This is a genomic window from Novosphingobium oxfordense, assembly GCF_044029435.1.
In the GTDB taxonomy this organism is placed as follows: domain Bacteria; phylum Pseudomonadota; class Alphaproteobacteria; order Sphingomonadales; family Sphingomonadaceae; genus Novosphingobium.
In genome coordinates this window covers 1,033,504-1,058,190 of sequence record NZ_CP147005.1, presented here as the reverse complement: position 1 = coordinate 1,058,190, position 24,687 = coordinate 1,033,504, and the positions used below count along the sequence as shown (strand labels likewise).

Genomic DNA, 24,687 nt, shown 5'->3' with positions numbered 1-24,687 from the left:
AACGCCGAAAAGTGGACGCTCGCTCAAAGCCTCGCTTGCCCCTGCAAGAAAAGCCTCTCACCGACAAAATCGACTTCGGACAAAGGCGCTTGCCAGTAATCCCCCTTGTCTATAGCCCTTTACGCCTAGAACGGGAAAACCCGTCGAAATAGCGAATGTTCGCATTGGGAAAAGGGGGCGTTTTGTGAATCCAGTCACGATCGCAATTATCCTGGGTCTTCTTGCCATTCTCTACGGCTTCGTCACCAGCAGACAGGTGCTGGGTGCTCCGGCCGGTTCCGAAAAGATGCAGGAGATCGCCGCCGCCATTCAGGAAGGCGCGCAGGCGTACCTGAAGCGGCAGTATTCGACGATCGCCGTGGTCGGCATCGTCGTCGCCATCATCATCTCGCTGACGCTGGGGCATGTCTCCGCCATCGGTTTCGTCATCGGCGCGATCCTTTCGGGCGCGGCCGGGTTCATCGGCATGAACATCTCGGTCCGCTCCAACGTGCGCACTGCCGCCGCCGCGCAGACCGGGCTGCAGCCGGGGCTGACGCTGGCCTTCCGCGCGGGCGCCATCACCGGGATGCTCGTCGCCGGTCTCGCCTTGCTCGCGATCGCGGTGTTCTACTGGTATCTGACCGGCCCCGGCGGCCACACCGTCGGCGGCGAAGACCGCACCGTGGTGCAGGGGCTGACCGCCCTCGCCTTCGGCGCATCGCTCATTTCGATCTTCGCGCGTCTTGGCGGTGGCATCTTCACCAAGGCCGCCGACGTCGGCGCCGACCTTGTGGGCAAGGTGGAAGCCGGCATTCCGGAGGATGATCCCCGCAACCCCGCCGTCATTGCCGACAACGTCGGTGACAACGTGGGCGACTGTGCCGGCATGGCCGCCGACTTGTTCGAGACTTACGTCGTCACCGTGGGTGCCACGATGGTGCTGACCGCGTTGCTGATGAAGGGGCTGGACAACCTGTCCGCCCTGATGGCGCTGCCATTGCTGATCGGCGGCGTCTGCATCGTGACTTCGATCGTCGGCACCTATTTCGTCCGCCTCGGCTCATCGCAGAACATCATGGGGGCCATGTACAAGGGCTTCCTGGTGACGGCGGTGCTCTCGATTCCCGCGATCTGGTGGGCGATCACATATACCCTGGGCGACATCGGCGCCGAGATCGGCACGACCGGGTTCTCCGGCCGCACGCTGTTCTATTGCGCGCTGGTCGGCCTCATCATCACCGGGCTGATCATCTGGATCACCGAATACTATACGGGCACCGGCTATCGCCCGGTCCGCTCGATCGCCAAGGCTTCGGAAACGGGGCATGGCACCAATGTGATCCAGGGCCTTGCCATCAGCCTTGAGGCGACTGCCCTGCCGACGCTGGTGATCGTCACCGGCATCATCGTCGCCTACCAGCTCGCCGGGCTTCTCGGCATTGCCTATGCGGCGACTGCCATGCTGGCGCTGGCGGGCATGGTCGTGGCGCTGGACGCCTATGGCCCCGTCACCGACAATGCCGGCGGCATCGCCGAAATGGCCGGTCTGGACGACAGCGTTCGCGAAAAGACCGACGCTCTGGACGCGGTGGGCAACACCACCAAGGCCGTCACCAAGGGCTATGCCATCGGTTCGGCCGGGCTTGCCGCGCTGGTGCTGTTCGCTGCCTATACGACCGACTTGCGGGAGTTCTTCCCCGATCTCGACGTCGATTTCAGCCTTGAGAACCCCTACGTCATCGTTGGCCTGCTGTTGGGTGCGTTGCTGCCCTATCTGTTCGGGGCGATGGGCATGACGGCCGTGGGCCGCGCGGCGGGCGACGTGGTGGTGGACGTGCGTGAGCAGTTCAAGGCCAATCCCGGCATCATGACTTACGAGTCCAAGCCGGATTACGCGCGGACGGTGGATCTGGTGACCAAGGCGGCGATCAAGGAAATGATCATCCCCTCGCTGCTGCCGGTGCTGGCGCCGATCGTCGTCTACTTCGTGATCGGCTTCGTCGCGGGCGTGGAGAACGGCTTTGCGGCGCTGGGCGCACTGCTTCTGGGCGTGATCGTCGGCGGGCTGTTCGTGGCGCTTTCGATGACTTCAGGCGGCGGCGCGTGGGACAATGCCAAGAAGTACATCGAGGATGGCCACCACGGCGGCAAGGGGTCCGAAGCGCACAAGGCCGCCGTCACCGGCGATACCGTGGGCGATCCCTACAAGGATACCGCCGGCCCGGCCGTCAACCCGATGATCAAGATCACCAATATCGTCGCCCTCCTGCTGCTGGCGGCACTGGCGGCGGGTTGATCGATCCACACTCTGGCAATGGCCCCGGTGGAGCGATCCGCCGGGGCCATTCCTTTTTCCGCAGCCGCGTTAGCGTTTCCTTGAAGCCGTGCGGTTAAAACCATTGCCCATGCACAGTTCCTCCCCCCTGCTGCGCGACGAGATTGCCGTTGAACCGGCCGTGGCTGGCGCCGGGGAAGGACGCATCACGGACGTGCCGTGGCGGGCAATGGAAGGGGAAATCGCGGCATGGGATGCCCTTGCGCAGCGCGCCAGTGAGCCCAATCCCTTTTTCGAAAGCTGGTATCTGCTGCCCTCGCTCCGCCACCTAGGCAGTGCGGAGTGCGTGAGCCTGCTGCGGTTTGAGTGGAACGGCCGCCTTGCGGGCCTGCTGCCGATCGTCCGCAGCCGGCGCTATTACGGCTGGCCCGTGCCGAACCTTGCCGGGTGGCTGCATGCCAATGCCTTCCTGGGCACGCCGCTGGTCGAACGCGGCGCGGAAGTCGCCTTCTGGCAAGCCGTGCTGCACTGGGCGGACACGTCGTGCGGGGCTGCGCTATTCCTGCATTTGCGGGCCATGGCGCTGGATGGGCCTGTCCATCGCGGATTGCTGGCGGTGCTGGGTCCGCGCGCGGCGGAGATCGTGCATCGCGAGGAACGGGCGCTGCTGCATTCGGCGCTTTCGCCCGATGCCTATCTGGAAGGCTCGCTCTCAGGCAAGAAGCGCAAGGAAATCCGCCGCCAGTGGAACCGCCTTGGCGAACAGGGCCATGTCACGATCGAGCGATGCCGGGATGATCGCGAACTGGAGCAATGGGCGCGCGAATTCCTCAGCCTAGAGGCAGCCGGCTGGAAGGGCCTGGCCGGATCGGCACTTGCCAACATGGATGCCACCCGCCGATTGTTCGGTGAAGCGCTGGCAGGCGCGGCGGCACGCGGACGGCTGGAACGGCTGGCGATCAGGCTGGATGGCAAGCCTATCGCCATGCTGGCGACATTCGTGACGCCGCCGGGCGCGTTTTCCTACAAGACGGCGTTCGATGAGCAATTCGCGCGCTTTTCACCCGGCGTGCTGCTTCAGCGCGAGTACCTCGACATGCTCGACCGGCCCGAGATCGATTGGACCGATAGCTGCGCGGCGGAGGACCATCCGATGATCGACCATATCTGGCGTGAGCGACGCGCCGTGGGGCGCCTGTCCATCGCCATTGGCGGCCGCTTGCGCCGTGCTCTGTTCCACCGTTTCGTGGCCGCCGAACTGGCGCGCAATCCCGCAGGACCCAGCGCATGAACGTGCTTTCCCCGCCCCATCGGCCGATCTTCGACACCCCGGCGCGCGATGCCTTTGCCCGCGACTATCCCGAAGTGCCGCACAAATTGGCCCACGGGCTGCGCAGCCATCCCCTGCTGGAACTGGAAGCGCTGGCGCAACTGGCGGAATGGGTTCCGCCTAGTTCGGTCGAATACAACTTCGGCAACCAACCGCTGGGGGTGGATGGCAAGCCGGAGCCCACCGGCATCCCCATCGGCCGCACCATCCGCGAGATCGAGACGACCAATTCCTGGGCGGTGATCAAGAATATCGAACAGCATCCGGACTATGCCCGCCTGCTGGAAGACCTGCTTTCCGAACTGCGCCCGATCATCGAGGTGCGGACGGGGCGGATGCTGAAGCTGCAAGGCTTCATCTTCGTCACTTCGGCCGGCGGCGTAACGCCCTATCACTTCGACCCCGAGCACAACATCCTGCTGCAAGTGCGCGGCCGCAAGGTGATGACGCAGTTTCCGGCCGGCAACGCTCGTTTCGCGCCGGATGAAGTGCATGAGACCTATCACACCGGTGGCGGACGCGAACTGAAGTGGCGCGATGAACTGCTGGAGGGTGGCCGCGAGTTCGCGCTTCAATCGGGTGAGGCCGTTTTCGTGCCGGTGATGGCGCCGCATTTCGTGAAGAACGGCGCCGAGCCGTCGATCTCGCTCTCGATCACCTGGCGGTCCGAATGGAGCTTCGCCGAGGCGGATGCGCGGGCGTTCAACGGCGTGCTGCGAAAACTGGGCTTGAAGCCGAAAGCGCCGGGCCGTTGGCCGGTGCGCAATCACGGCAAGGCCCTAGCTTGGAGATTGTTGCGAAAGGTCAGGATCGGGCGGTAACGGCGGTCCAGCCCCCTAAATCCCGATCCACGCTACCTCCCCTCCCCGTCATCCCGCGAAGGCGGGGATCCCGCTTGTTCTTGAGAGGTAGCGAGAATGAAGCGGGGCCCCCGCCTTCGCGGGGGCGACGAACTAAAGCTAGCGCTTAGAGCCGAAAAAAGGGGAGAGCCGTGCGCCCTCCCCCTCGTCATCACTTCGCCGACTTCACCCACTTCGCCACCTGCTCGCGCTGGCGCGGGCGGTTGGCGATGCGTTCCTTCAGCGCGGTCAGCGCCTGTACCACCGGCTTGGCCTCGTCGGCCGGAAGCGTGGCGGCATGGGCTTCGACCTTGCCGACCATCGCCGGATCGGTGCTGCCAGCAACGATGCGCGCGAAGAAACGGGCGCGGCCGGAATGCTCGATCAGTGCATCCACCTTGTCCTGATTGGCGCGCACGAAGTCGAACGCCATTTCCGAATGGCCACGGGCGACCGAGGTGATGATTTGCGATGCGCTGGTGGCATCGGGCGTGCCCGAGATCGCCAGTGCCAGCGATTCCTTTGCCAGCGCTTCGTCCTTGGCGAGGCCGAGGTTCGAATAGTACATCTGCCGCTCGACGAAGCTGGTCGCCCCGGCCGCCTGCTTGCGCAGCAGATCCCAATCGGCGCGGTTGGCATTGGCAGCCGCGACTGCAAGCCAGGTGCCCTTCAGCGGACCGTCCAGCGACTTGGGATCGGCGGCAAGGCCCTGAAGACGGCGACGCGCCTCCGCCACCACGCGCGGATCGCCGACCGAGCCCAACGTCTCGATCAGTTGCGCGCGCAGCTTGGTATCGACCAGCGGCTCACCGGCGACCGGATCGAAGCCCAACTTGTCGAGACGTGGCGACCAGAGCTTCGAGATACGCGCGCCCAACGCCGTACGGGCCGGCTTGGCGGCATCGCCATCGAGCAGGCCGTAGACCGATTGCCACTGCGCGGCCACCTTGCCGGCCAGCGTCGCGTCCCCGTTGCCCGGGAAGGCCGCAAGGAAGTCGAGCCCGACGGACATGTCCTGATACCCCGCCAGCGCCAGCGAGAGATTGTCGCGCGCAAGGCCGTACTGGTCGATCGGAGCGAACGTGCCGAACGCACCGACCAGCGCCTTGACCGCCGGAGCCGAATAGAGCGTGCGGTAATAGCCAAGCTGCCCCGCGTTCACCAGCACCGGCCCGCAGCCCGGCAGCATCACGCTCTCGCTGCGGCCTGCCATCAGGTGGCGGACCGGCTGGGCGTCACCCACACGGACGAGCAGCGGCATCGGCCAGAGCGGCGCTTCGGCCGCGCGCGACGCCGGATCCAGCGTGAAAGCGTCCTGCGTCAGTTCCAGGCGCGTCTGGCCGCCCTTGCAGGCCACGGTATTGACGCGCAGCAACGGCACGCCCGGCGTATGCGTGAACGCCTCTGCAATGCGGTCAACGTCCTTGCCGCCGGCATCTTCCATCGCCGCCCAGAGATCGCGGCTGGAGGTGTTCGAATAGGCGTGGCGCTTCATGTAAAGCTGCATGCCGCTGCGCCAGGTATCGGGGCCCACGTAGTCTTCCAGCATGGCGATTACCGCCTGCCCCTTCTGATACGTGATCGAATCGAAGGCCTGCTCCATTTCGGAGACGGTGCGCACCTTCTGCACCACCGGGTGCGTGGTGGGCAGCGCGTCCAGCGCCATGGCGCCTTCGCGGCCGTCGATGCCGCCAAGGCTCCAATTCCATTCCGGATGGAAATGATCGGTCACCTTGTCCGCCATCCAGCTGGCGAAGCCTTCGTTCAGCCAGATATCGTCCCACCAGGCCATCGTCACCAGATCGCCGAACCACTGGTGCGCGGTTTCATGCGCCTGCACCGAATAGATCGACTGCACGCCACTGGGGCTGGTGGTGGCGGGATCGAGCAGCAGGATACGCTCGAACGTCATGATCGCGCCCCAGTTCTCCATCGCGCCGAAGAACTGCGAGGTGCCGGGCGCAGCGATGTTGTCCAGCTTGGGCAGTGGGAACTTCACGCCGAAATAGTCGTCGTACCACGGCAGTATCTGGGCCAGGCCCTCCCGCGCATAGTCGGCCTGCTTGCCGCTGCCGGTGGGCGCGACGATGCCGACATCGACGCCGTCCGCCGCCTTCTGCGACGAACGCTCGAAATCGCCCACACCGAAGAACAGCAGGTACGAACTCATCTTCGGCGTGGTGCCGAAAGTCACGCGCTTCAGGTTGCCGGGAAGCATTTCCTGCCCCTTCACGGGCATGTTGCTCAGCGCCATGCGATCGGCCGGGACTACGGCCGAAAGGTCGAACGTGGCCTTGTAGCTAGGCTCGTCGAAGCTGGGCACGAAGCGGCGGGCGTCGGGCGCCTCGAACTGGGTGAAAAGGCCGCGCGCTTCCTTCCCGGTGCGCTTGTCCGGATAGTCGAGCGCGAAGAGGCCGGAAGGCTGCGTGCCGATCTTGCCCGAATAGGCCACATCCAGGCGGTACTGCCCCGGCGCAATCGTCTTGGGCGCGGCGAAGCGCAGCGTCTGGGCGGCTTCGTCAACCGTGGTGGTCAGCGTCACCGCCTTGCCGTCCGCGCCGACCAGCGATGCGCTGGCAACGGCAAGACCATTGCCGTGCAGCATCAGCGCGTCGGTGGCGGAAAAGACCGTGACGTCGATCGAGACTTTGCCGGTGAAAGTCAGCGCCTGCGCATCGGGGGTCACTTCGATGCGATAGTGCGTCGGGCGCGCATTGCGCGGCAGATCGCTGGGCACGCTCTCAGGCAGCGGGGCGACGGCGGCAACGGCGGCAACGGCTGGCGTTGCAGGCGCGGCGGCGGCGAAAGCGTGGGCGGAAACGGCGAAGGCAACCACGGCACCGGCCGTGGCGAGGGAACGCAAGGAAGAACGCATGGGGGGCGAAAGCTCCGGAAATCGCGTGGGGGCTGAAGCGCGGACGAATGCCGCACCAGTCATGCGCGCGTGGTAGCGCGAAGCACCATGCGGCACCACCCGTGCCCATGTCGTTGGTCGATTGCTGTCGGCGGTTGGTGTCCGGATTGGGAACGGACAATGCCGAAGGGACAAGATCACGGGACAAGCACGGGACTTTCTGCAAGCCTATCAACACCGAAGTGCGACTCGGAGCCTCTTTGAATGACCAGGACCGTTCACGGCATTGCCATCGCGTCGATGCTTGCCGCCTTCATGATGTCGACGCCCGTCATGGCGCGGGACTATTCCAATCTGTCCGATCTCATCGGCCTGCGCGCCAACTCGGCGGAGCGCGAATTGCAGGATCGCGGGTACAGATATCAGACCGGTTACGACGGAGACAGGAACGCCCACGCCTTCTGGTGGGACGGCAAGCACGACCGCTGCGTGGAAGTGAAGACACGCAACGGCCGCATCCGGTCGATCGACGATGCGAGTGCCAAGGATTGCGGGAAGAAATCCGGTTCCGGCACCGGCACGGCGGTCGCGGTAGTGGCCGGCGCCGCGTTGATTGCGGCGCTGGCGGCAGCGGCGTCGAACAAGTCTGCCGGCAAGAAGACGACGGATAGCACGCCAACGGATACTGGCACGCCGGTGGATACGGCGACGACTGCGCCGGCGGCCTCCGATGCGGTCACCGTTTCCGACATGAATGGCTGGCGCGCTTCGAGCGCCGACGTCGAACTCAAAAATCGCGGCTTCACCAATGTCGATGCGATGCAGTCTGGCAGCACATCCTACACGATCTGGTATCGCAGGGCTTCGAGCCAATGCGTGCAGATGACGACGGCCGAGGGCAAGACCACGGACGTGCGCGATATCGGTACACATCCGAAGTGCAAGTGATCTGGCACTGTCTAGAACGCTAGAAGGAAGCGGGGTCCCCGCCTTCGCGGGGACGACGGGGTTTTGATTTCGAAGAGGCCTGCTTTCCAAAGACCGGGCGGGATATGCAGCGCTATCCGTTGGGGTGGTAGAAGTCGAAAATCGTCTGCGCCACGGCCGCGCTGACGCCGGGCGCGCGTTGCAGGTCTTCCAGGCTGGCCGCCCTCACCTTCCCTGCCGTGCCGAAATGCAGCAGCAGGGCGCGCTTGCGGGCGGGGCCGATGCCGGGAATCTCGTCCAGCGGGCTCGCGGTGATGGCGCGGCTGCGCTTGGCGCGGTGGGCGCCGATCACGAAGCGGTGCACTTCGTCGCGCAGGCGCTGGAGATGGAACAGCAGCGGCGAATTGACCGGCAGCATCTTCTCGCGCCCGTCGGGGAAATGGAACACTTCGCGCCCGTCGCGCCCATGGTGCGGGCCCTTGGCGATGGCGATCAGGTTCACGTCCTCGATCCCCAATTCCTCCAGAGCATCGCGCACCGCGCTCATCTGGCCCTTGCCGCCATCGATCAACACCAGATCGGGCCAGGTGCCGCTCTCGCGCTCCGGGTCTTCCTCCTGCACGCGGCCGAAGCGGCGGGTCATGACTTCGCGCATCATCGCAAAGTCGTCGTTGCTCTGCGCCTCGCGGATGTTGAACTTGCGGTACTGGCTGGTCATGAAACCCTCCGGCCCCGCCACCACCATCGCGCCCACGGCCTTGGCGCCCTGGATATGCGAGTTGTCGTAGACTTCCACGCGCTGCGGCAGGTCCGGCAGTTCGAGGAATTCCGCCATTTCGCGCCAGATCTTCGCCTGAGAGCCACGCTCGGCCATGCGGCGATCCAGCGCTTCCACGGCGTTGCGCATGGCCTGTTCGATCAGGCGGCGGCGATTGCCGCGCTGGGGCACCGAGATCTCGACCTTGCCGCCGGCCAGTTCGCGGAATGCCTCTGCCATGAGTTCGGCCTCGGGCAGTTCGCGATCGACCAGGATCGTCCGCGCGGGCGGCACTTCCTCGTAGAATTGGGCCAGAAAGCTCTGGAACACTTCTTCTTCCGACAGTCCCTCGGTGTGAGTGGGGAAGAAGGCGCGGTGGCCCCAGTTCTGGCCGCCGCGGATGAAGAAGGCCTGCACGCCGATCTGGCCGTTCTTGCAGGCCATTGCGAAGATGTCGGCGCTGTCCATGCCCTCTGCATTGATCGCCTGGCTGCCCTGGATGAAGGTTGCCGCGCGCAGACGATCCCGCAGCATCGCGGCGCGTTCGAAGTCCAGCGCTTCCGCCGCCTCGGCCATCTGGCTCTCGATCTTCTTCTGCACGGCGTTGGACTTGCCGCCCAGGAAGTCCTTCGCCTCCTGCACCAGTTCGTCGTAACCCGCCTCGTCGATGCGGCCCACGCAAGGCGCCGAGCAGCGCTTGATCTGGTAGAGCAAACAAGGCCGGTCGCGGCGGGAGAAGAAGCTGTCGGTGCAACTGCGCAGCAGGAACAGCTTTTGCAGCGCGTTGATCGTGGTGTTCACCGATCCGGCGCTGGCGAAGGGGCCGTAGTAATTGCCCTTCATCTTGCGCGCACCGCGATGCTTCATGATGCGCGGAAAATCGTGATCCGCGCGCAGCAGGATGAACGGAAACGATTTATCGTCACGCAGCAGCACGTTGTAGGCGGGGCGAAAGCGCTTGATCAGCTGCGCTTCCAGCAGCAGCGCCTCCGCCTCCGAATTGGTGGTGACGATGGTCATGCTGCGCGTCTGGCTGACCATGCGTTGCAGGCGGATCGGCAGCCGTTCCCACTGCGTATAGTTCGCCACGCGGTTCCGCAGCACCCGCGCCTTGCCTACGTAGAGCACGTCTCCACGCGCATCCTGCATGCGATAGACGCCGGGCTTGGCCGGCAACGTGCGCACGGTATCGCGGATCGCCTCTACCCCCAGTTGGAGGTCGGGCTGGTCTGAGCCGCGCAGGGTCGTGGTCGCATGCTCCTCATTGAAGCGTGCGGTGCCCTTGGGGTGTTCGGGAGTTCCGGCAGGTGTTCGCGCCATCCCCGCCAGATAGGGTATCGCGGCCGGATCGGGTAGACCCGGCCGCAATCAATCCTCAGAGTTTGTCTTGAAAATGCCGGAATGGGCATTTTCGATGCGGCACCCGCTTCCTCAGAACATCTTTCGCAGATCGATCCCGATCACGCGGCCTTGCGGATTGCGATAGGCCGGCTGATAGGCGGTCGGCACCACGCCATTGTCGTCGGTGACCTTCTGCCGCGAATTGAGCAGGTTGTCGGCCACGAACGACACGCGCATACCCTTGAAGAACGGCACTTTCTTCACGAGTTCGGCATTCCGTCCGATATCCGCAAACACGCGCAGGTTCACTTCGAAAGTGCTGCCAAAGCGCAAGTCCGAACTGTCTGGCATGCCCGTGCCGTTGACCTTGCTGGGCGCATCCCATTCGCCCTTCAGGCGAAGGCCGTAGCCGTTCACGAAGACGCCGCCTTCCGCCTCGATCACATGGCGCGGCACGCCGCCGGCGGTGAGCGCCTCACCATTCAGCTGATCGAGCACCGGCACACCATCCGCCAGCTTCACGCGGTCCGTGAAGCGCCAGGTGTGGTAGATCGAGAAGTTCCAGCGCGCGCCCTGCGGGCCGCGGCCACCACCCATCATCGGGGGTGGACCGCCGAAACCGCCGCCACCACTGCCTCCGCCGCCGCCGCCAGAGTGGTTCCCTCCGCCCGAGCCGCCACTAGAACCACCGCCGCTCGGCGGCGGTCCCCCCGGAGGCGGTCCGCCGAAACCGCCGGGGCCACCCTGCTGCTGCGGACCAATGTTGCCTGACAGGTTGAGGCCCCAGCGAATGCGCGAACTCGTCTCTTCCTGGAACGTGACCGGCCGGCGATCCAGCGCGATCAGATTGCCTTTCACATCCCGCGTCACCCGATCCGGGAATGCCGCTTCCACCGCCGGAGTGAACATCGGAAATGCTTCGGAGACATCGTTCGAACGATTGTGGAAGTATTCCACCAGCAGGTTGGACCGCTGCATGAAGGGAAGCTGCCAAGTCCCGGATATCTTGATGTCGCGCTGCTTTTCCTTGACCAGATCGGGATTGCCACCGCTCTTCACCGTCACCAGCGCGGTCTGACTGTTGGTGAAGTCGTAGACGGTGACGTTGTAGGTCTGCACCACCGGCGCGCCCAGTTGCGTCAGCGTGGGCGCGGCTTCCTCGACGATGTAGCTTGCCTGAAAACTCAGCTTGCCCGTGGGCGCCCAGGTCAAGCCGCCGCTCCAGTTATAAAGCGTGCCGAAATCGGAAAGGTGGTCCAGCCCGCCGCTCAGGTTCAGCGTGATGTCGCCCACCGCGCCCAGCACATCGCTGCTGCGGCTGGTTAAAGGCAGCGCAAGATTGAGCCCGCCCGACAGATCGCCGCGCGTCAGGCGCACCGGATCCATGGCGGACGCGGTGTTTTCGCTGGTGCTGTGCGTATAGTCGTAGCCGCCCTTGAACGTCAGGCTGGCATCGCCGGCCGGCAACACGAAAGGCCGGCCCGACAGCGTCGCGAGCGAGGACAGCGTCGCCGTTCGGTTCAGCGCCTCGTCCACGCCGTCACCCGGCGTCAGCCCCGATGTGCTGCTGCGCTGATCGCTGTCAGTCTCGGTAATGGTGTAGCTGCCGTCGTTGGTGACATTGAAGTTCCACGCGCCCAGCATGCGGGTGTAGCCCAGGCCTGCCTGGAACTCGTTCGTTTCCACCCGCGTCTCCAGCGGATCCGGCTGCGTGGGCAGGTTCGAATCGCTGTCGTTCAGGCCGGACCAGCTATTGGTGACCGAGTGTGTGAAAGTGCCGTTGGTGGTGAACGAGCCATCGAAGCCGTCCTTGCCAAGGCCCTGCGTCATCGTTCCGTTGAGGGTAAATTCGGAATCGGCGGGCGCCAGGCTGCGATAGCGCGCGGGATCGGGCTCACCCGGCGCGGGCGCGGTCCCGTCTGCCTGCTTCACGTCGCGCTCGTTCTCGGTGAGCATCGAGGTGTCGGTATACTTCGCAGTGACGTTGAAGCGGCGCGGCCCGGCCACCTTGAAAAGGCCGGTTTGCAGTTCGTAATTGTCGTAGCCGCCCTCGGTCGGGCGGTTGTATTCGCCGGCCACGGTGGTGGCGGCGAACTTCTTCTTCAGGATGATGTTCACCACGCGCTGGTTGGCCGGATAGCCGAACCGCAGCGCCACTTCCTCCGGCATGATTTCCAGGCGGCGGATCGCCTCCGGCGGAATGTCGCGCATCTCACGGAAACTGGTAATGCGCTGGCCGTTGACCAGGATCACCGGCCGCCCGTCGCCGCGGCCGCGACCGCTGTTAGTCTGCGGGGAAATCGCGTCGATCAGGTCGCTGATGGAATTGACGCCATATGCGGCGATGTCATCCTCATCCAAGGTTTCGATCGGCTTTTGCGGCACGTCGAGCTGACCGTCGATGCGGGTGGCGGTGACGACGATCTCGTTTTCTTTCACGACCACGCCGACGGGCGCACCTTTCACGGCCGTTCCGGCGGAGCCGGCAAGGCCCGCATCAGAGGCTTGCACCGCCTCCGGATTCGCCGGCGTTCCGGAACTTTCCTGGGCCGATGCAAGGGCAGGCGCCATGGCCGACAGGCTGACGCCCGCCGCCAGGGCGATCGTGTGAACGCAACGCAAGTCCGGTCTCCGCCAAGAAGAAAGAATGTATTTTTAGGAAGCCCCAAAACCCCGACGCGCTGATGCCGCGCGTGCGAAATGCCCGCAAGGCGGGTGCGGGTAACATTTTGTCGCAAGGGCGAAGTTGGAGCGGACGTGGAGGGGAAAGTCAGGACGTCAAAACAAGCCCAATTTCGCCGCGTGTCTGCCAAGGCTTCCAATTTCGACGAGTCGAAGCTATGTCGCGCCGCAACGACAAAGCTAGAATATGGATATTGATCGCCGATGGCGAAAGAAGAACTCCTCGAAATGCGCGGCCGTGTGGTCGAACTGCTCCCCAACGCCATGTTCCGTGTGGAGCTTGAAAACGGTCACGAGATTCTCGGCCACACCGCGGGCAAGATGCGCAAGAACCGCATCCGCGTTCTGGTTGGCGACGAAGTGCTCGTCGAACTGACCCCTTACGACCTTACCAAGGGCCGTATCACCTACCGCTTCATGCCCGGTCGCGGTGGCCCCGGTCAGTACTGAAGCCGCGTTCCCGGCAATGGGGCCCGACAATGGGGGCGCCATCGCATCGCGCCCTGACGCTTCGGCCCCTGCCGCGTTGGCCCCTGCCACGTCGGTAAGCGCCTCCGGCGATCCGCTGCTGGTCCTCGCTTCGGCGAGCCCGCGTCGGCGCGAACTGATCGGGCGGCTTGGCGTGACTCCTCACGCCGTAATCGCCGCCGATATCGACGAAACGCACGATCCGCGTGAGCATCCGCGCGCCTATGCCCGCCGCATGGCGCGGGAAAAGGCGCTGGCCGTTGCCGCCGACCACGCGCACATCCTTGCCGGCGACACCGTGGTAGCCTGCGGGCGCCGCGTGCTGCCCAAGGCAGAGGACGAGAAGACAGCGCGCGAATGCCTTGCGCTGCTGTCCGGCCGCCGTCACCGCGTGCTTTCCGCCATCGCCCTGAAATCACCCGACGGCACTCTGCGCGAGCGGCTGTCCGAAACGATCGTCTGCTTCAAGTCGCTCTCCAAGGACGAAGTCGAAGCCTACATCGCCGGCGGCGAATGGCACGGTAAGGCCGGCGGCTATGCCATCCAGGGCAGCGCCGAAGGACTGATCACGTGGATTTCCGGCAGCCATTCCGGCGTCGTCGGCCTCCCCCTCTATGAGACCCGCGCGCTGCTCAAGGCGGCGGGATTTGCGATTGGCTGAATGGCTGGTCGAAGACGGGATCGGCGAGAGTCGCGCGGTCCTGGTCGATAAGGGCGAAGTTCTGGCCGCCAGACTCGAATGGGATGGCGGCCTGAAGCCCGGCGAAGTGGCCGATGCCGTACTCGCATCGCGTGCGAAGGGATCGAAGCGCGGCACCGCCCGCTTTCCCTCAGGCGAGGAAGCGCTGGTGGACGGCCTTCCCGCCGACGCCAGCGAAGGCGCATCGCTTCGCCTGATCGTCACTCGCGCCGCCGTTGCCGAAACCGGCCGCCTGAAGCGCGCGCAAGCGAGGCCGAGCAACTTGCCGGCACGACCTGCCCCCTCCCTTGCCGAATCGCTTCGGGCCACAGGCCTGTCCGTGCGCAAGCTGCGCGCATTCCCGGACGATCCCTGGCCCGAATTGTTTGCCGAAGCCTTCTCGGGCGAAATCCCGTTCGATGGCGGAGCGATTCTGGTGATTCCCACCCCGGCGATGACATTGATCGATGTCGACGGCACGCTGCCGCCCGCCGCCCTCGCCCGCGCTGCCGTTGCGGCAATTGCGCAAGCCATCGAGCAATTCGACCTCGGCGGCTCGATCGGCATCGATTTCCCGACGCTGGAGCGCAAGGACGATCGCCGTGCGGTGGATGAGGCTTTGGCCGCCGCGCTCGACCACTGGCCGCACCAGAGCACGGCGATGAACGGATTCGGCTTCGTGCAGATCGTCGCCAAGCTGGAACGCCCGTCGATTCTCCACCGCCTGCGCCACGATCCTGCCGGCGCCTGCGCGCGCCTGCTGCTGCGCCGGGCCGAGCGCGTGGCCGCCCCCGGCACGCTGCTGCTCACCGCCCATCCGCGCGTACGCACAAAGATTTCGCCCGAATGGGAAGCGGAGCTCGCCCGCCGCACCGGCCGCGCCCTGCAATGGCGGGAAGACGCCACGCTTGCGCTGACGGGCGGATTCGCGCAGGCGATCACGTCATGACCAAAATTCGCAAATGCCCGATCTGCGGCAAGCCACGCAGCGAGGAACACACGCCGTTCTGCTCCAAGGGCTGTCGCGACCGCGATCTGCTGAAGTGGCTGGACGATGGCTATGCCTTGCCGGGCCAGCCCGCCGATCCCGATCTCCCCGATTTCGAGCGGCCAAATAATTTTCCACAGGACGATTGAGGCAGAGTTGTCATTTTAGGGTTGCCAAGGTCCGCCGCCTTCGCCATAGGCCCGCCACCGACAAGGCGCGGACGCTTCGGCACCGCACCGAACCAGGGATGCCCGGGTAGCTCAGTTGGTAGAGCACATGACTGAAAATCATGGTGTCGGCGGTTCGATTCCGTCCCCGGGCACCACTTCCTTCACCGGAAGTGGTGCCTTTTTCTTTGCCCCCCCCCGTCAGGTTCCTTCCCCTTCAGGCCCGTCTGCCCTTACGCGTCATGATCCATGCCAGCGCGAACGTGGCCACCAGCGGCCCGATCCAATCCACCCACTGATCCAGCGTGGTCCAGACGCGCAAATCGAACGGCCCCCACCACGGCATGTTCGCGCGCAAGCCGCCGCCGAAATGTTCGATCCAGCGATACTCCGCCTGTGCGATCTCCCGCCCCACGAAATAGGCTGAGGGGATGGCGGCGCCTGCCCACCAGTTGGAAAACAGGCGCGCGATGAGGAATTGGATCAGGAGAGCGGCGACAGGGTGCTGGAGATAGTTCATACCCCGCAGCGTACGCCTCGCCCCGGCTTGCCGCAAAGCCCCGAAAAGCATGCAGCGAGCCCAAAAACCGGGAGCCGGAACCCGCCATGCCCCGATATTCTGCAAGGCATGCAATTGCAAAAAACTGCAATTGGTCACAAATTGTCGCACTTGCGAAATGGCGGCTTGCGCAGTTTCCCGAATGCATCGATAGCTCGCGCACCTTTCGATACGCGGTGTGCACCTTGAAATCGACCAATCTTTCGACGCTACCGGCACTTCCGATGCGCCGGGCCACTCTGACGCTGCTTCTCGCCTCGCTCCTGGCCGGCTGTTCGGGCCATGGCGCCAAGGATCAATCGAAGCCGCCGGCGCAAGTGGGCTATATCGTCGCCGCGCAGTCGACGGTGCCGGTGGCGGTGACGCTGAGCGGTCGCACGGTCGCTTACGAAACCTCCGAAGTGCGCCCGCAGGTCACCGGCGTGATCGCCAAGCGGCTCTTCACCGAAGGCAGCTACGTCAAGGCGGGGCAGCCGCTCTACCAGATCGACCCCAGCCTCTATCGCGCAGCCGTCAACCAGGCCCAGGCGGACCTCACCAGCGCGCGCGCCACGGCGGAAGCCGCCGGTGCCAAGGCTGAACGCTACAAGCCGCTGGCCGACATGGAAGCGGTGGCCAAGCAGGACTATGCCGATGCGCTGGCCACGGCCCGCTCGGCCCGCGCCTCGATCGCGCAGAACGCCGCCTCGCTCGATACCGCCAAGACCAACTTGCGCTTCACCACCGTGCCCGCGCCGATCAGCGGCCGCATCGGCCGATCGCTGATCACCGTCGGCGCACTGGCCAGTGCCAGCCAGACCGATCCGCTGGCCGTGATCCAGCGCATGGATCCGATCTATGTCGACATGCAGCAGTCGGCCGCCGAAATCACGGCCCTGCGCCGCAAGCTCTCGGCCGGCGGCGTCCTTTCCGGCAGCACCACCGTGCACCTGAACTTCGATGACGGCACCAAGTACGCTTATGCCGGCACCGTCCAGTTCTCCGAAGTCACGGTGGACGAAGGCACCGGCACCGTCACCCTGCGCGCCAAGTTCCCGAACCCCGATGGCCTGCTGCTGCCGGGCCTGTTCGTCTCGGCCGTGTTCGATCAGGCCAACGACCCCAACGCCTTCCTCGTGCCCCAGAATGCCGTTCAGCGCGATTTCGACGGTTCGGCTTACGTCATGGTCGTGGGCGACGACGGCAAGGCCGCCCGCCGCAAGGTCGTGGCGGACCGTACCAGCGGCGCCTATTCGGTGGTCACTTCCGGTCTCCGCAATGGCGACAAGGTGATCGTGCAGGGCCTGAACGGCCTGAAGCAGGGCACCGAGATCAAGGCGGTTCTTTCCACCACCCCGCAAGAGGTGAAGCCGCAGGCCCACAAGCCCGGCGAAGCTGGCGGCGCCGGCGGCGCTGGCGCCAAGGGCCACTGATCCTCCCATGTCGCGCATCTTCATCGACAGGCCGATCTTCGCCTGGGTCCTCGCCATCATCGTCATGCTGGCCGGTGCCGGCGCCTTGGCCTTCCTGCCGAACGAGCAGTACCCGGACATCGCGCCCGCGCAGGTCAACATCCGTGCGACCTATAACGGCGCCTCGGCCGAAACGATCGAGAACAGCGTCACCCAGATCATCGAGCAGCAGCTGACCGGCATCGACGGCCTGCTCTATTTCTCGTCGCAGTCCTCCAACCGCGGCCAGGCCACCATCAGCGCGGTCTTCGCCAAGGGCACGGACCCTGACATCGCGCAGGTGCAGGTCCAGAACAAGGTCCAGTCCGCCCTCTCCCGCCTGCCGCAGGCGGTGCAGAGCCAGGGCGTGACCGTCACCAAGTCCAACCCCGACCAGCTGCTGCTGGTGGCGGTCTATGACTCGACCGACGGCCGTTCGAACCAGGACGTTTCGGACTACCTCACCTCCAACATGCAGGACCCGCTCTCGCGCCTGGAAGGCGTGGGTGACGTGAACGTGTTCGGCGCGCCGCACGCGATGCGCATCTGGCTCGATCCCAACAAGCTGGCCGCCGTATCGCTGATGCCCAGCGACGTTACCTCGGCGATCACCGCGCAGAACACCGAAGTCGCCGCCGGCGAGATCGGCGGCCTGCCTGCGCCTCAGGACCAGGCGATCGACGCCATCGTCACCGCCGGTTCGCGCCTGCAGACGGTCGATCAGTTCCGCAACATCGTCCTGAAGACGAATACCGACGGCTCCTCGGTCACCATCGGCGATGTTGCCCGCGTGGAGATCGGTGCGGAGAACTACAGCACGATCAGCCGCATCAACGGCCATCCCGGCGCCGGCATCTCCATCTCGCTCTCCCCCGGCGCCGACGCGCTGGCGACGGCAGAGCGCGTGAAGGCGGAGATGGACCATCTCGCCCAGGGCATGCCCGATGGGCTCGACTACACTTACGGCAACGATTCCACCGCCTTCATCAAGCTTTCGGTTTCCGAAGTCGAAAAGGCGCTGTTCGAGGCGATCGTGCTGGTCGTCATCGTGATGTTCGTGTTCCTGCAAAGCTGGCGCGCCACGCTGATCCCTGCGATCGCCGTGCCGGTGGTGCTGCTGGGCACCTTCGCGGTGTTCTACGTTGCCGGGTTCACGATCAATACGCTGACGCTGTTCGGCCTCGTGCTCGCGATCGGCCTGCTGGTCGACGACGCGATCGTCGTCGTCGAGAACGTCGAACGATTGCTGGAAGAAAACCCGGGCATGTCTGCCCGGCAGGCCACCATCAAGTCGATGGAGGAAATCCAGGTCGCGCTTGTCGCCATCGCGCTGGTGCTTTCCGCCGTGTTCCTGCCGATGGCCTTCTTCGGCGGATCGACCGGCGTGATCTATCGCCAGTTCTCGCTGACGATCGTCGTCGCGATGGTCCTCTCGGTACTGGTCGCGCTGATCCTCAGCCCGGCGCTGACGGCAACACTGCTGAAGGCCAAGACTCACGGCAAGGAAGAGCCCAACTGGGTCGATCGCCACATGCCCTGGCTCGCCAGGATCTGGCATCGCTTCCACACCGGCTTCAACGGCGGCTTCGAGCGGATGACCAATGCCTACGGCCGCCGTGTCGAGCGCGTGGTCGAGCATAAGTGGCGCTGGGTACTGCTGTTCCTTGTCGCCTGCGCCGCAACTTTCATCCTGTTCAAGCGCTTGCCCACCGGCTTCCTGCCGAACGAGGATCAGGGCTCCATCATGGTGCAGTGGCGCCTTCCCGCCGGTTCGCCCCGCACGCGTACCGAGGAAGTGCAGCGCCAGATCGAACAGTATTTCGCGAAGTACGAAAAGGACAATGTCGCCAGCATGTTCACCGTCTCCGGCGGCGGACAGGGCGCGGCGGGCCAGAACACCGGACAGGCCTTCGTCACGCTGGTCGATTGGGACAGCCGCCCCGGCTCCAAGAACACGGCCGACGCCATCGTCCAGCGCGCCAACGGGGCTTTCCGTGGCCTGCGCGACGCTCAGGTGTTCACGCTGGTTCCCGGCGCGATCCGCGGCCTTGGCGCATCGTCGGGCTTCACGATGGAACTGCAGAACCGCTCGGGCATGACGCGCGCCCAGTTCCAGCAGGCGCGTGACCAGTTGCTGGCCAAGGCTGCCGCCGACAGCCGCCTGACCAATGTGCGCCTGAGCGACCTTCCCGAAGTCTCCACGCTGAAGATCGCCACCAACACGCGCGCCCTGACGGCCTATGGCCTGACCGCCGCCAATGCGAACTCCACGCTGCAAACGGCTTGGGGCGGCACGTACGTGAACGACTTCCTCGACAAGGGCCGTGTGAAGAAGGTCTACGTTCAGGGCGATGCGCAGTTCCGCTCACGCCCCGAAGACCTCGCACGCTGGTTCGTGCGTGGCACCAGTGGCCAGATGGCGCCCTTCTCCGCGTTCTCGACGCTGAGCTGGTCCACTGCGCCTAGCTCCACCTCGCGCTTCAACGGTCTTCAGGCTTACGAGTTCTCCGGCACGCCCTCGCCCGGCGTCAGTTCGGGCACGGCGATGCAGATCATGGAAGACCTTGCCAGCCAGATCCCCGGCACAGCCGTCGCATGGTCGGGATCGTCGTATCAGGAGCGGCTGTCCTCCGGTCAGGCGCCGGTTCTCTACGCGCTGTCGCTGCTGGTGGTGTTCCTTTGCCTTGCCGCGCTCTACGAAAGCTGGTCGATCCCGATCGCGGTGATCCTGATCATCCCGCTCGGCCTGCTGGGCGCGATCCTGGCGGTGACGCTGCGCGGGCTTGAGAACGACGTCTATCTCCAGATCGGCCTGCTTACGACCATGGGCCTTGCCGCCAAGAACGCGATCCTGATGATCGAATTCGCCGAACAGGCGGAAAAGCAGGGCAAGCGCGTGATCGAGGCAGCACTGGAAGCCGCGCGCATCCGCCTGCGCCCGATCCTGATGACCAGCTTCGCCTTCATCTTCGGCGTGCTGCCGCTGGCTGTGGCGAGCGGCGCGGGCGCCAACAGCCGTATCGCCATCGGTACGGCTGTGGTCGGCGGCATGCTGACCGCCACGCTGCTGGCGATCTTCTTCATCCCGCTGTTCTTCGTGATCGTGCGCCGCAGCGTGCGCGAGGGCGTGGCAGCCGCGCGCCGCTATCTGCGCAAACGCCGCACCAACCGGGGAGACGCCGCATGATCCGCTCCCGCATTCTGAAACTGGCGACGCTCACCCTGCCCGCCATGGCGCTGGGCGCCTGTTCGCTGGCCCCGAAGTATGTGCAGCCGGCGCTGCCCGCTCCGGCGTCCTGGCCGGTGGGCGATGCCTATCTGGCGCAGAGCGAGGCGAACCTGCCACTGGTCTCCTACACGGAGATTTTCCGCGACCCGCATCTGCAGAAGCTGGTCGAACAGGCCCTCACCAACAACCGCGACTTGCGGGTGGCGGCGGCCAATGTCGCAGCGGCCCGCGCGCAAGTGCGTGTCACCCGCGCGAACCAGTTGCCCGCGATCGGCGTGACCGGATCGGGCACCCGAACCGAGGTGAACGGGCCGGGAGACGCCACCGCGCTCTCTCTCAAGGGCGGCATTTCCAGCTTCGAGATCGACTTCTTCGGCAAGTATGCCAGCGCCACGCAGGCGCAGCGTGACACCGCGGTCTCCACCGAAGCGGCCGCGCGCACCGTCCGCCTCGGCCTTGTCGCCGATCTGGCGCAGGCCTGGGCGAACTACGCGGCTGACAATGATTTGCTGAAGATCGCCGAAGCCACCGCCGCCAATGCCGATCGCTCGGTCGCGCTGACCGGCGCGCGCCTCAAGGGCGGCGTTTCTCCGCGTACCGATCTGCGCCAGGCCGAACAGGTCCTGGAAACCGCCAAGGGCGACCTCGCCGCGCAGAAGACCGCGCTGGCGCAGGACGTGAACGCGATCCGCCTGCTGGTCGGCGCCGATTTCGACGAGGGCCTGCTTCCCGGCGGTATCGACGAGGTCAATGCCTCGCTCGCGGTGCTGCCCGCCGGCACCAGTTCGCAAGTCCTGCTCCGCCGCCCGGACGTGGTGGGCGCCGAATACGACCTGCGCGCCGCCAATGCCGATATCGGCGTGGCGCGGGCCGAGCTGTTCCCCTCGATCTCGATCACCGGGCTGCTTGGATTTGCCAGCGGCTCGCTGTCCTCGCTGTTCGACAAGGGCGCCTTCTCGGCCACCGCCGGTGCCGATGCCAGTTGGTCGATCTTCAACGCCGGCGGGAAGGCAGCGAATGTCGATGTGTCGAAGGCCAAGCGCGATGCCGCGCTGGCCACGTACGAAAAGTCGATCCAGACCGCCTTCAGCGAAGTGGCCGACGCATTGGCAGATCAGGGCACGCTGGACGAGCGCCTGCGTGCCGCCAGCGCCTATACCAATGCCGCAGCAGACACCGCGCATCTGACCGAGGCCAGCTACAAACAGGGTATCAGCAGTTCGCTGGACAACCTGGACGCACAGCGCAGCCTCTACACCGCGCGCAAGCAGGAAATCGCCGTGCGCCTTGCCGTCGCCAGCAACCGCGTCACGCTTTACCGCGTGCTCGGGGGCGATCAGGCGACCGCGCCCGAGCAGCCGTAACTCAGGCGAAAATCGGGACGATCTGTGGCAGGTCCACGGTCGTCCTGATGCCCGGCGCCGCCGCGCAAACGGCGGGAATCGCATTGACCGGACGATGCGCGGTCAGGCCCGGCGTGAAGGCGGCATAGTCCTCCGGCGCGACGGGGAACATGATGTCCATCCGCACCGGCGCATCGCCGCTCGTCGTCACCCGCCAGCCCGATTCGCGCAGATCCCAGTCGTGCTCGATATCCGTCGTCACGTACCAGTTGGCGCGGAACCGCATCACCGGCTCGCCCTTGTGCAGGCACGTGATCGTCGTGCGCATGGCGCCGACCGTGCCCGCCGGCACGGTGCCGGCAGCGATGGTCAGGTCCTGCTTCGTGGCCGATAGCTCTCCGAACGCCTCTATCGCGTCGATCGTCAGCCCCATGGCATCGGCGACTTGCGACAACGAGCTGCCGAAATCGCCTTTCAGATGTTCGGCCCGGCGCTGATCGAACGGCGCCATTTCCGCGCCGAAGCCCATGATCTGGAACAGCATGTCCGGCGAATCGCGGCTGGAGACATCGGCAAACTCATCGATGGTCAGCACCCCGTGGCGCCGCTCCAGCGACAGCAAGGGGATCGCAAGCGCTTCGGTAATGAAACCCGGGCTCGATCCGGTGGAATAGACCGAAGTGCCACCCTTGGCGCAGGCGGCTTCCACGCGCGTGCGCAGCTCCTTGTCGATCAGGCGGGGGTTGTGGAAGTCGCCGCGCGTGGTGACGACGTTCTTGCCCGATTCCAGCAGCGCGCAAAGCTCGTCCCAGTCAGTGCCCTGCCGCATGTAGAGCACGCAGTCGGCATCGAGCTTGAGGATATCGTCCAGCGAATTGGTGGCCTTCACGCCGGTCGCAGGAAGGCCGCAAAGCTCGCCCGCGTCCTTGCCCACCTTCCCGGGCGAGGAGACCCAGAGGCCCACCAGTTCCATGCGCGGATGCTCGATCACGGTGCGCAGCGCACGGCTGCCGATGTTGCCCGTGGCCCATTGCACCACGCGCCAGGTCTTTTCCTGCATTCGCCACTCTCCCGATTTATCGCTCCATCTCGCCAGTCACTGCGAGACACGGCAATTCCCGTATGGGGACCAAGCTCAAACCGCGATCAGGGCGCGATCCAGCCCACCGTCTCCTGCTGCGGATCGTAGGATTCCGCCTTCCAGCGTACCGACCCGAACGGCCGCTCAAGCTGGCGGCGCACCCGCGCACCCTCGCCGCGACGATGGAACGCGTCGGCCGCCGCCTGAACGGCAAGATCCGCCTCGGTAAAGCGATCGCGCAGGCGCAGGTAATCGCCCCAGGTCGGGCAATGATACCGCTCCGTCCAGAGCGCCGGATTGGCGATGTCGCGCGCTATCGACCATGCGAAGGCGCCGTTGCGCTTGCGCATGGACTGCATCTTCATCATCGCCGCATAGAATTCGCGCGCATGGATGGGGTCGACGTCGTAATCGACCTCGATCACCACCGGCCCGGACCGCAGCGTCAGCGCCATGCCCACTTCGGGTTCATGACCCAGCGGCGCTTCGGACGTGCCGCTCAGCGCATCGCGGGCAATCGGCAGGACGAAACCCAGCAGCGCCGTCGCCGCCACCGCCACGCCCGAAGCGAGTATGGCGTTCGCCACGCCCGTCTGCTGCGCCACCTGCCCCCAAACCCATGCCCCGATGCCGATGCCGGCGGTGATGGCAGAGGAAAACAGCGAAAGTGCCCGCGCCGTCACCCAGCGCGGCGCCGAAAGCTGCACGGTGACATTGAGCATCGCGATCGTCAGGATGTTGCAGGCGCCCACCACCAGAAATGCCGCACAAGTCAGCAGCAGGGCATGGCTGAACCCGATCACCGCCAGCGCAACGCCGGTGCCGATCGCGAAAATCCGCACCGCCAGTTCGGTGGATATCGCCTCACGAATGCGGCTGACGAACAGCGCCCCGGCGACCGCACCCACACCCTGCGCGCCCAGCAGCAACCCGTAAGTCGCGGCATTGCCGTGCAGCAGGTCACGCGCGATCAACGGGGCCAATGCGGAGGCCGTCGCGGTCGAAAGTCCGAAGGTGAGCACCCGCAGCAAGGCGGTGCGGATGGCCGGGGCATGCAGCGCATAGCGCGCGCCGCCCAGCATTGCCCGGTCCATCCGCTCGGGCGGCAGGCGGGAGGGAATATGCCGACGGCGCCAGAGGAAGAACGCGAACAGCAGCGGCAGGTAGAGCAGCGCCGTCATTCCGAAGACCACGCGCACACCGTAAAGCACGACGATCAGCCCGCCCAAGGCCGGCCCGAAACTGCGCGCAACGTTGTAGCTGATCGTCCCCAGCGCCACCGCTGCGGGTAAGTGCTCGCGCGAAACCTGCTCGGGGATCGAGGCCTGCCAGGACGGCGAATAGAGCGCCACGCCCGCACCGATCAGCGCGCAGAACGCCAGCAGCAGCCACGGCGTCACAAGGCCCAGAAAGGCAATCGCCGCCAGCGTTGCCGCGCAGATCGAACTGAACGCCAGCCCGCTCATGGCGATGCGGCGGCGGTCGAACATGTCGGCGATGGCACCGGCGGGCAGCGTCACCACCATCAGCGGCAGCATCATCGCGCTCTGCACGAGTGCAACCATCTCCGCCGAACTGGTGAGCCTGGTCATCTCCCAGGCCGCGCCGACGCCCAGAAACAACTGTCCGAAATTGGAAAACAGGCTGGCGGTCCAGATCCGCCGGAACGTCGGTTCCCGCAAAGGCGCAAAGGCGCCGCCAGCGGATGCAGTCTCCATCGGCTCCTGGCTTGCCGGCACGCATTTCCCCTTCGTCC

The 24,687-nt window shown here is 65.4% G+C and carries 17 protein-coding genes and 1 tRNA gene; 12 read left to right on the top strand and 6 right to left on the bottom strand.

From position 1 onward, the window contains the following. Positions 1-184 precede the first annotated feature (184 nt). The 3 genes from WBP07_RS04775 (at position 185) to WBP07_RS04765 (ending at position 4,408) form a co-directional block, all read left to right on the top strand. Entirely contained in the window at positions 185-2,278 is a 2,094-nt protein-coding gene (locus WBP07_RS04775; protein ID WP_395394573.1) for a sodium-translocating pyrophosphatase, read from the top strand. Positions 2,279-2,387: 109 nt separating this feature from the next. Further along, positions 2,388-3,548: a GNAT family N-acetyltransferase gene (locus WBP07_RS04770; RefSeq protein WP_395394572.1), complete on the top strand. Its 1,161-nt coding sequence runs from the start codon at positions 2,388-2,390 to the stop codon at positions 3,546-3,548. After that, complete coding sequence (locus WBP07_RS04765) at positions 3,545-4,408, top strand: transcriptional regulator (protein WP_395394571.1); 864 nt, start codon at positions 3,545-3,547, stop codon at positions 4,406-4,408. The genes WBP07_RS04770 and WBP07_RS04765 overlap by 4 nt, the downstream gene beginning before the upstream one ends. Before the next feature lie 190 nt (positions 4,409-4,598). Here WBP07_RS04765 and WBP07_RS04760 read toward each other — a convergent pair whose 3' ends face one another. Next, positions 4,599-7,301: a M1 family metallopeptidase gene (locus tag WBP07_RS04760; protein WP_395394570.1), complete on the bottom strand. Its 2,703-nt coding sequence runs from the start codon at positions 7,299-7,301 to the stop codon at positions 4,599-4,601. 243 nt (positions 7,302-7,544) lie between these two features. Here WBP07_RS04760 and WBP07_RS04755 point away from each other — a divergent pair, with 243 nt between their 5' ends. Further along, positions 7,545-8,228 (top strand): hypothetical protein, encoded by a 684-nt coding sequence (locus tag WBP07_RS04755; protein ID WP_395394569.1) that lies wholly within the window; start codon positions 7,545-7,547, stop codon positions 8,226-8,228. Between the two features lie 112 nt (positions 8,229-8,340). Here the strand turns inward: WBP07_RS04755 and uvrC are convergent, their stop codons facing one another. Both uvrC and WBP07_RS04745 read right to left on the bottom strand, forming a co-directional pair. Further along, positions 8,341-10,284, bottom strand: a complete 1,944-nt coding sequence (gene uvrC / locus WBP07_RS04750; RefSeq protein ID WP_395395722.1) for an excinuclease ABC subunit UvrC — start codon at positions 10,282-10,284, stop codon at positions 8,341-8,343. Positions 10,285-10,395: 111 nt separating this feature from the next. Further along, positions 10,396-12,927, bottom strand: coding sequence for a TonB-dependent receptor plug domain-containing protein (locus WBP07_RS04745; protein WP_395394568.1), 2,532 nt, complete (start codon positions 12,925-12,927; stop codon positions 10,396-10,398). Positions 12,928-13,191: 264 nt separating this feature from the next. Between WBP07_RS04745 and infA the strand changes: the two genes are divergently transcribed. The 5 genes from infA to WBP07_RS04720 all read left to right on the top strand — a co-directional run bounded on the left by infA (position 13,192) and on the right by WBP07_RS04720 (position 15,447). Further along, on the top strand, positions 13,192-13,437 hold the full coding sequence (gene infA, locus WBP07_RS04740; RefSeq protein WP_007014967.1) for a translation initiation factor IF-1: 246 nt from the start codon (positions 13,192-13,194) through the stop codon (positions 13,435-13,437). 16 nt (positions 13,438-13,453) lie between these two features. Continuing rightward, positions 13,454-14,116, top strand: coding sequence for a Maf family protein (locus WBP07_RS04735; protein ID WP_395394566.1), 663 nt, complete (start codon positions 13,454-13,456; stop codon positions 14,114-14,116). Further along, complete coding sequence (locus WBP07_RS04730) at positions 14,109-15,083, top strand: ribonuclease E/G (RefSeq protein WP_395394565.1); 975 nt, start codon at positions 14,109-14,111, stop codon at positions 15,081-15,083. The genes WBP07_RS04735 and WBP07_RS04730 overlap by 8 nt, the downstream gene beginning before the upstream one ends. Further along, positions 15,080-15,271, top strand: coding sequence for a DNA gyrase inhibitor YacG (locus tag WBP07_RS04725; RefSeq protein WP_395394564.1), 192 nt, complete (start codon positions 15,080-15,082; stop codon positions 15,269-15,271). Before WBP07_RS04730 ends, WBP07_RS04725 begins: the two co-directional genes overlap by 4 nt. Positions 15,272-15,371: 100 nt before the next feature. Continuing rightward, positions 15,372-15,447, top strand: a tRNA-Phe gene (locus WBP07_RS04720). A 59-nt stretch (positions 15,448-15,506) separates the two neighbouring features. Here the strand turns inward: WBP07_RS04720 and WBP07_RS04715 are convergent. After that, the gene (locus WBP07_RS04715; protein ID WP_395394563.1) at positions 15,507-15,809 is read right to left on the bottom strand and encodes a hypothetical protein; all 303 of its coding nucleotides are present in this window, start codon (positions 15,807-15,809) and stop codon (positions 15,507-15,509) included. A gap of 263 nt (positions 15,810-16,072) precedes the next feature. Here WBP07_RS04715 and WBP07_RS04710 point away from each other — a divergent pair, with 263 nt between their 5' ends. The 3 genes from WBP07_RS04710 to WBP07_RS04700 are packed head-to-tail and all read left to right on the top strand — an operon-like array spanning position 16,073 to position 21,871. Next, positions 16,073-17,260, top strand: a complete 1,188-nt coding sequence (locus tag WBP07_RS04710) for an efflux RND transporter periplasmic adaptor subunit (RefSeq protein WP_395394562.1) — start codon at positions 16,073-16,075, stop codon at positions 17,258-17,260. Positions 17,261-17,267: 7 nt separating this feature from the next. Further along, positions 17,268-20,465 carry a multidrug efflux RND transporter permease subunit gene (locus tag WBP07_RS04705; RefSeq protein WP_395394561.1) on the top strand — a complete coding sequence of 1,066 codons (3,198 nt, stop codon included), beginning with the start codon at positions 17,268-17,270 and terminating at the stop codon, positions 20,463-20,465. After that, positions 20,462-21,871, top strand: coding sequence for an efflux transporter outer membrane subunit (locus WBP07_RS04700; protein WP_395394559.1), 1,410 nt, complete (start codon positions 20,462-20,464; stop codon positions 21,869-21,871). The genes WBP07_RS04705 and WBP07_RS04700 overlap by 4 nt, the downstream gene beginning before the upstream one ends. Before the next feature lies 1 nt (position 21,872). On the opposite strand, the gene WBP07_RS04695 is transcribed toward WBP07_RS04700, so the two are convergent. Together WBP07_RS04695 and WBP07_RS04690 are read right to left on the bottom strand one after the other, a co-directional pair. After that, positions 21,873-22,910 (bottom strand): dihydrodipicolinate reductase, encoded by a 1,038-nt coding sequence (locus tag WBP07_RS04695; RefSeq protein WP_395394557.1) that lies wholly within the window; start codon positions 22,908-22,910, stop codon positions 21,873-21,875. An 86-nt stretch (positions 22,911-22,996) separates the two neighbouring features. Beyond that, positions 22,997-24,649 (bottom strand): MFS transporter, encoded by a 1,653-nt coding sequence (locus WBP07_RS04690; RefSeq protein ID WP_395394556.1) that lies wholly within the window; start codon positions 24,647-24,649, stop codon positions 22,997-22,999. Between the last annotated feature and the right edge of the window lie 38 nt (positions 24,650-24,687).

Bases quoted from the DNA above. Each gene is read 5' to 3' on its own strand.
- WBP07_RS04770 (WP_395394572.1), top strand. From the start codon at position 2,388: ATGCACAGTTCCTCCCCCCTGCTGCGCGACGAGATTGCCGTTGAACCG.
- WBP07_RS04765 (WP_395394571.1), top strand. From the start codon at position 3,545: ATGAACGTGCTTTCCCCGCCCCATCGGCCGATCTTCGACACCCCGGCG.
- WBP07_RS04760 (WP_395394570.1), bottom strand. From the start codon at position 7,301: ATGCGTTCTTCCTTGCGTTCCCTCGCCACGGCCGGTGCCGTGGTTGCC.
- WBP07_RS04755 (WP_395394569.1), top strand. From the start codon at position 7,545: ATGACCAGGACCGTTCACGGCATTGCCATCGCGTCGATGCTTGCCGCC.
- uvrC (WP_395395722.1), bottom strand. From the start codon at position 10,284: ATGGCGCGAACACCTGCCGGAACTCCCGAACACCCCAAGGGCACCGCA.
- infA (WP_007014967.1), top strand. From the start codon at position 13,192: ATGGCGAAAGAAGAACTCCTCGAAATGCGCGGCCGTGTGGTCGAACTG.
- WBP07_RS04735 (WP_395394566.1), top strand. From the start codon at position 13,454: ATGGGGCCCGACAATGGGGGCGCCATCGCATCGCGCCCTGACGCTTCG.
- WBP07_RS04725 (WP_395394564.1), top strand. From the start codon at position 15,080: ATGACCAAAATTCGCAAATGCCCGATCTGCGGCAAGCCACGCAGCGAG.
- WBP07_RS04715 (WP_395394563.1), bottom strand. From the start codon at position 15,809: ATGAACTATCTCCAGCACCCTGTCGCCGCTCTCCTGATCCAATTCCTC.
- WBP07_RS04710 (WP_395394562.1), top strand. From the start codon at position 16,073: ATGCGCCGGGCCACTCTGACGCTGCTTCTCGCCTCGCTCCTGGCCGGC.
- WBP07_RS04705 (WP_395394561.1), top strand. From the start codon at position 17,268: ATGTCGCGCATCTTCATCGACAGGCCGATCTTCGCCTGGGTCCTCGCC.
- WBP07_RS04700 (WP_395394559.1), top strand. From the start codon at position 20,462: ATGATCCGCTCCCGCATTCTGAAACTGGCGACGCTCACCCTGCCCGCC.
- WBP07_RS04695 (WP_395394557.1), bottom strand. From the start codon at position 22,910: ATGCAGGAAAAGACCTGGCGCGTGGTGCAATGGGCCACGGGCAACATC.
- WBP07_RS04690 (WP_395394556.1), bottom strand. From the start codon at position 24,649: ATGGAGACTGCATCCGCTGGCGGCGCCTTTGCGCCTTTGCGGGAACCG.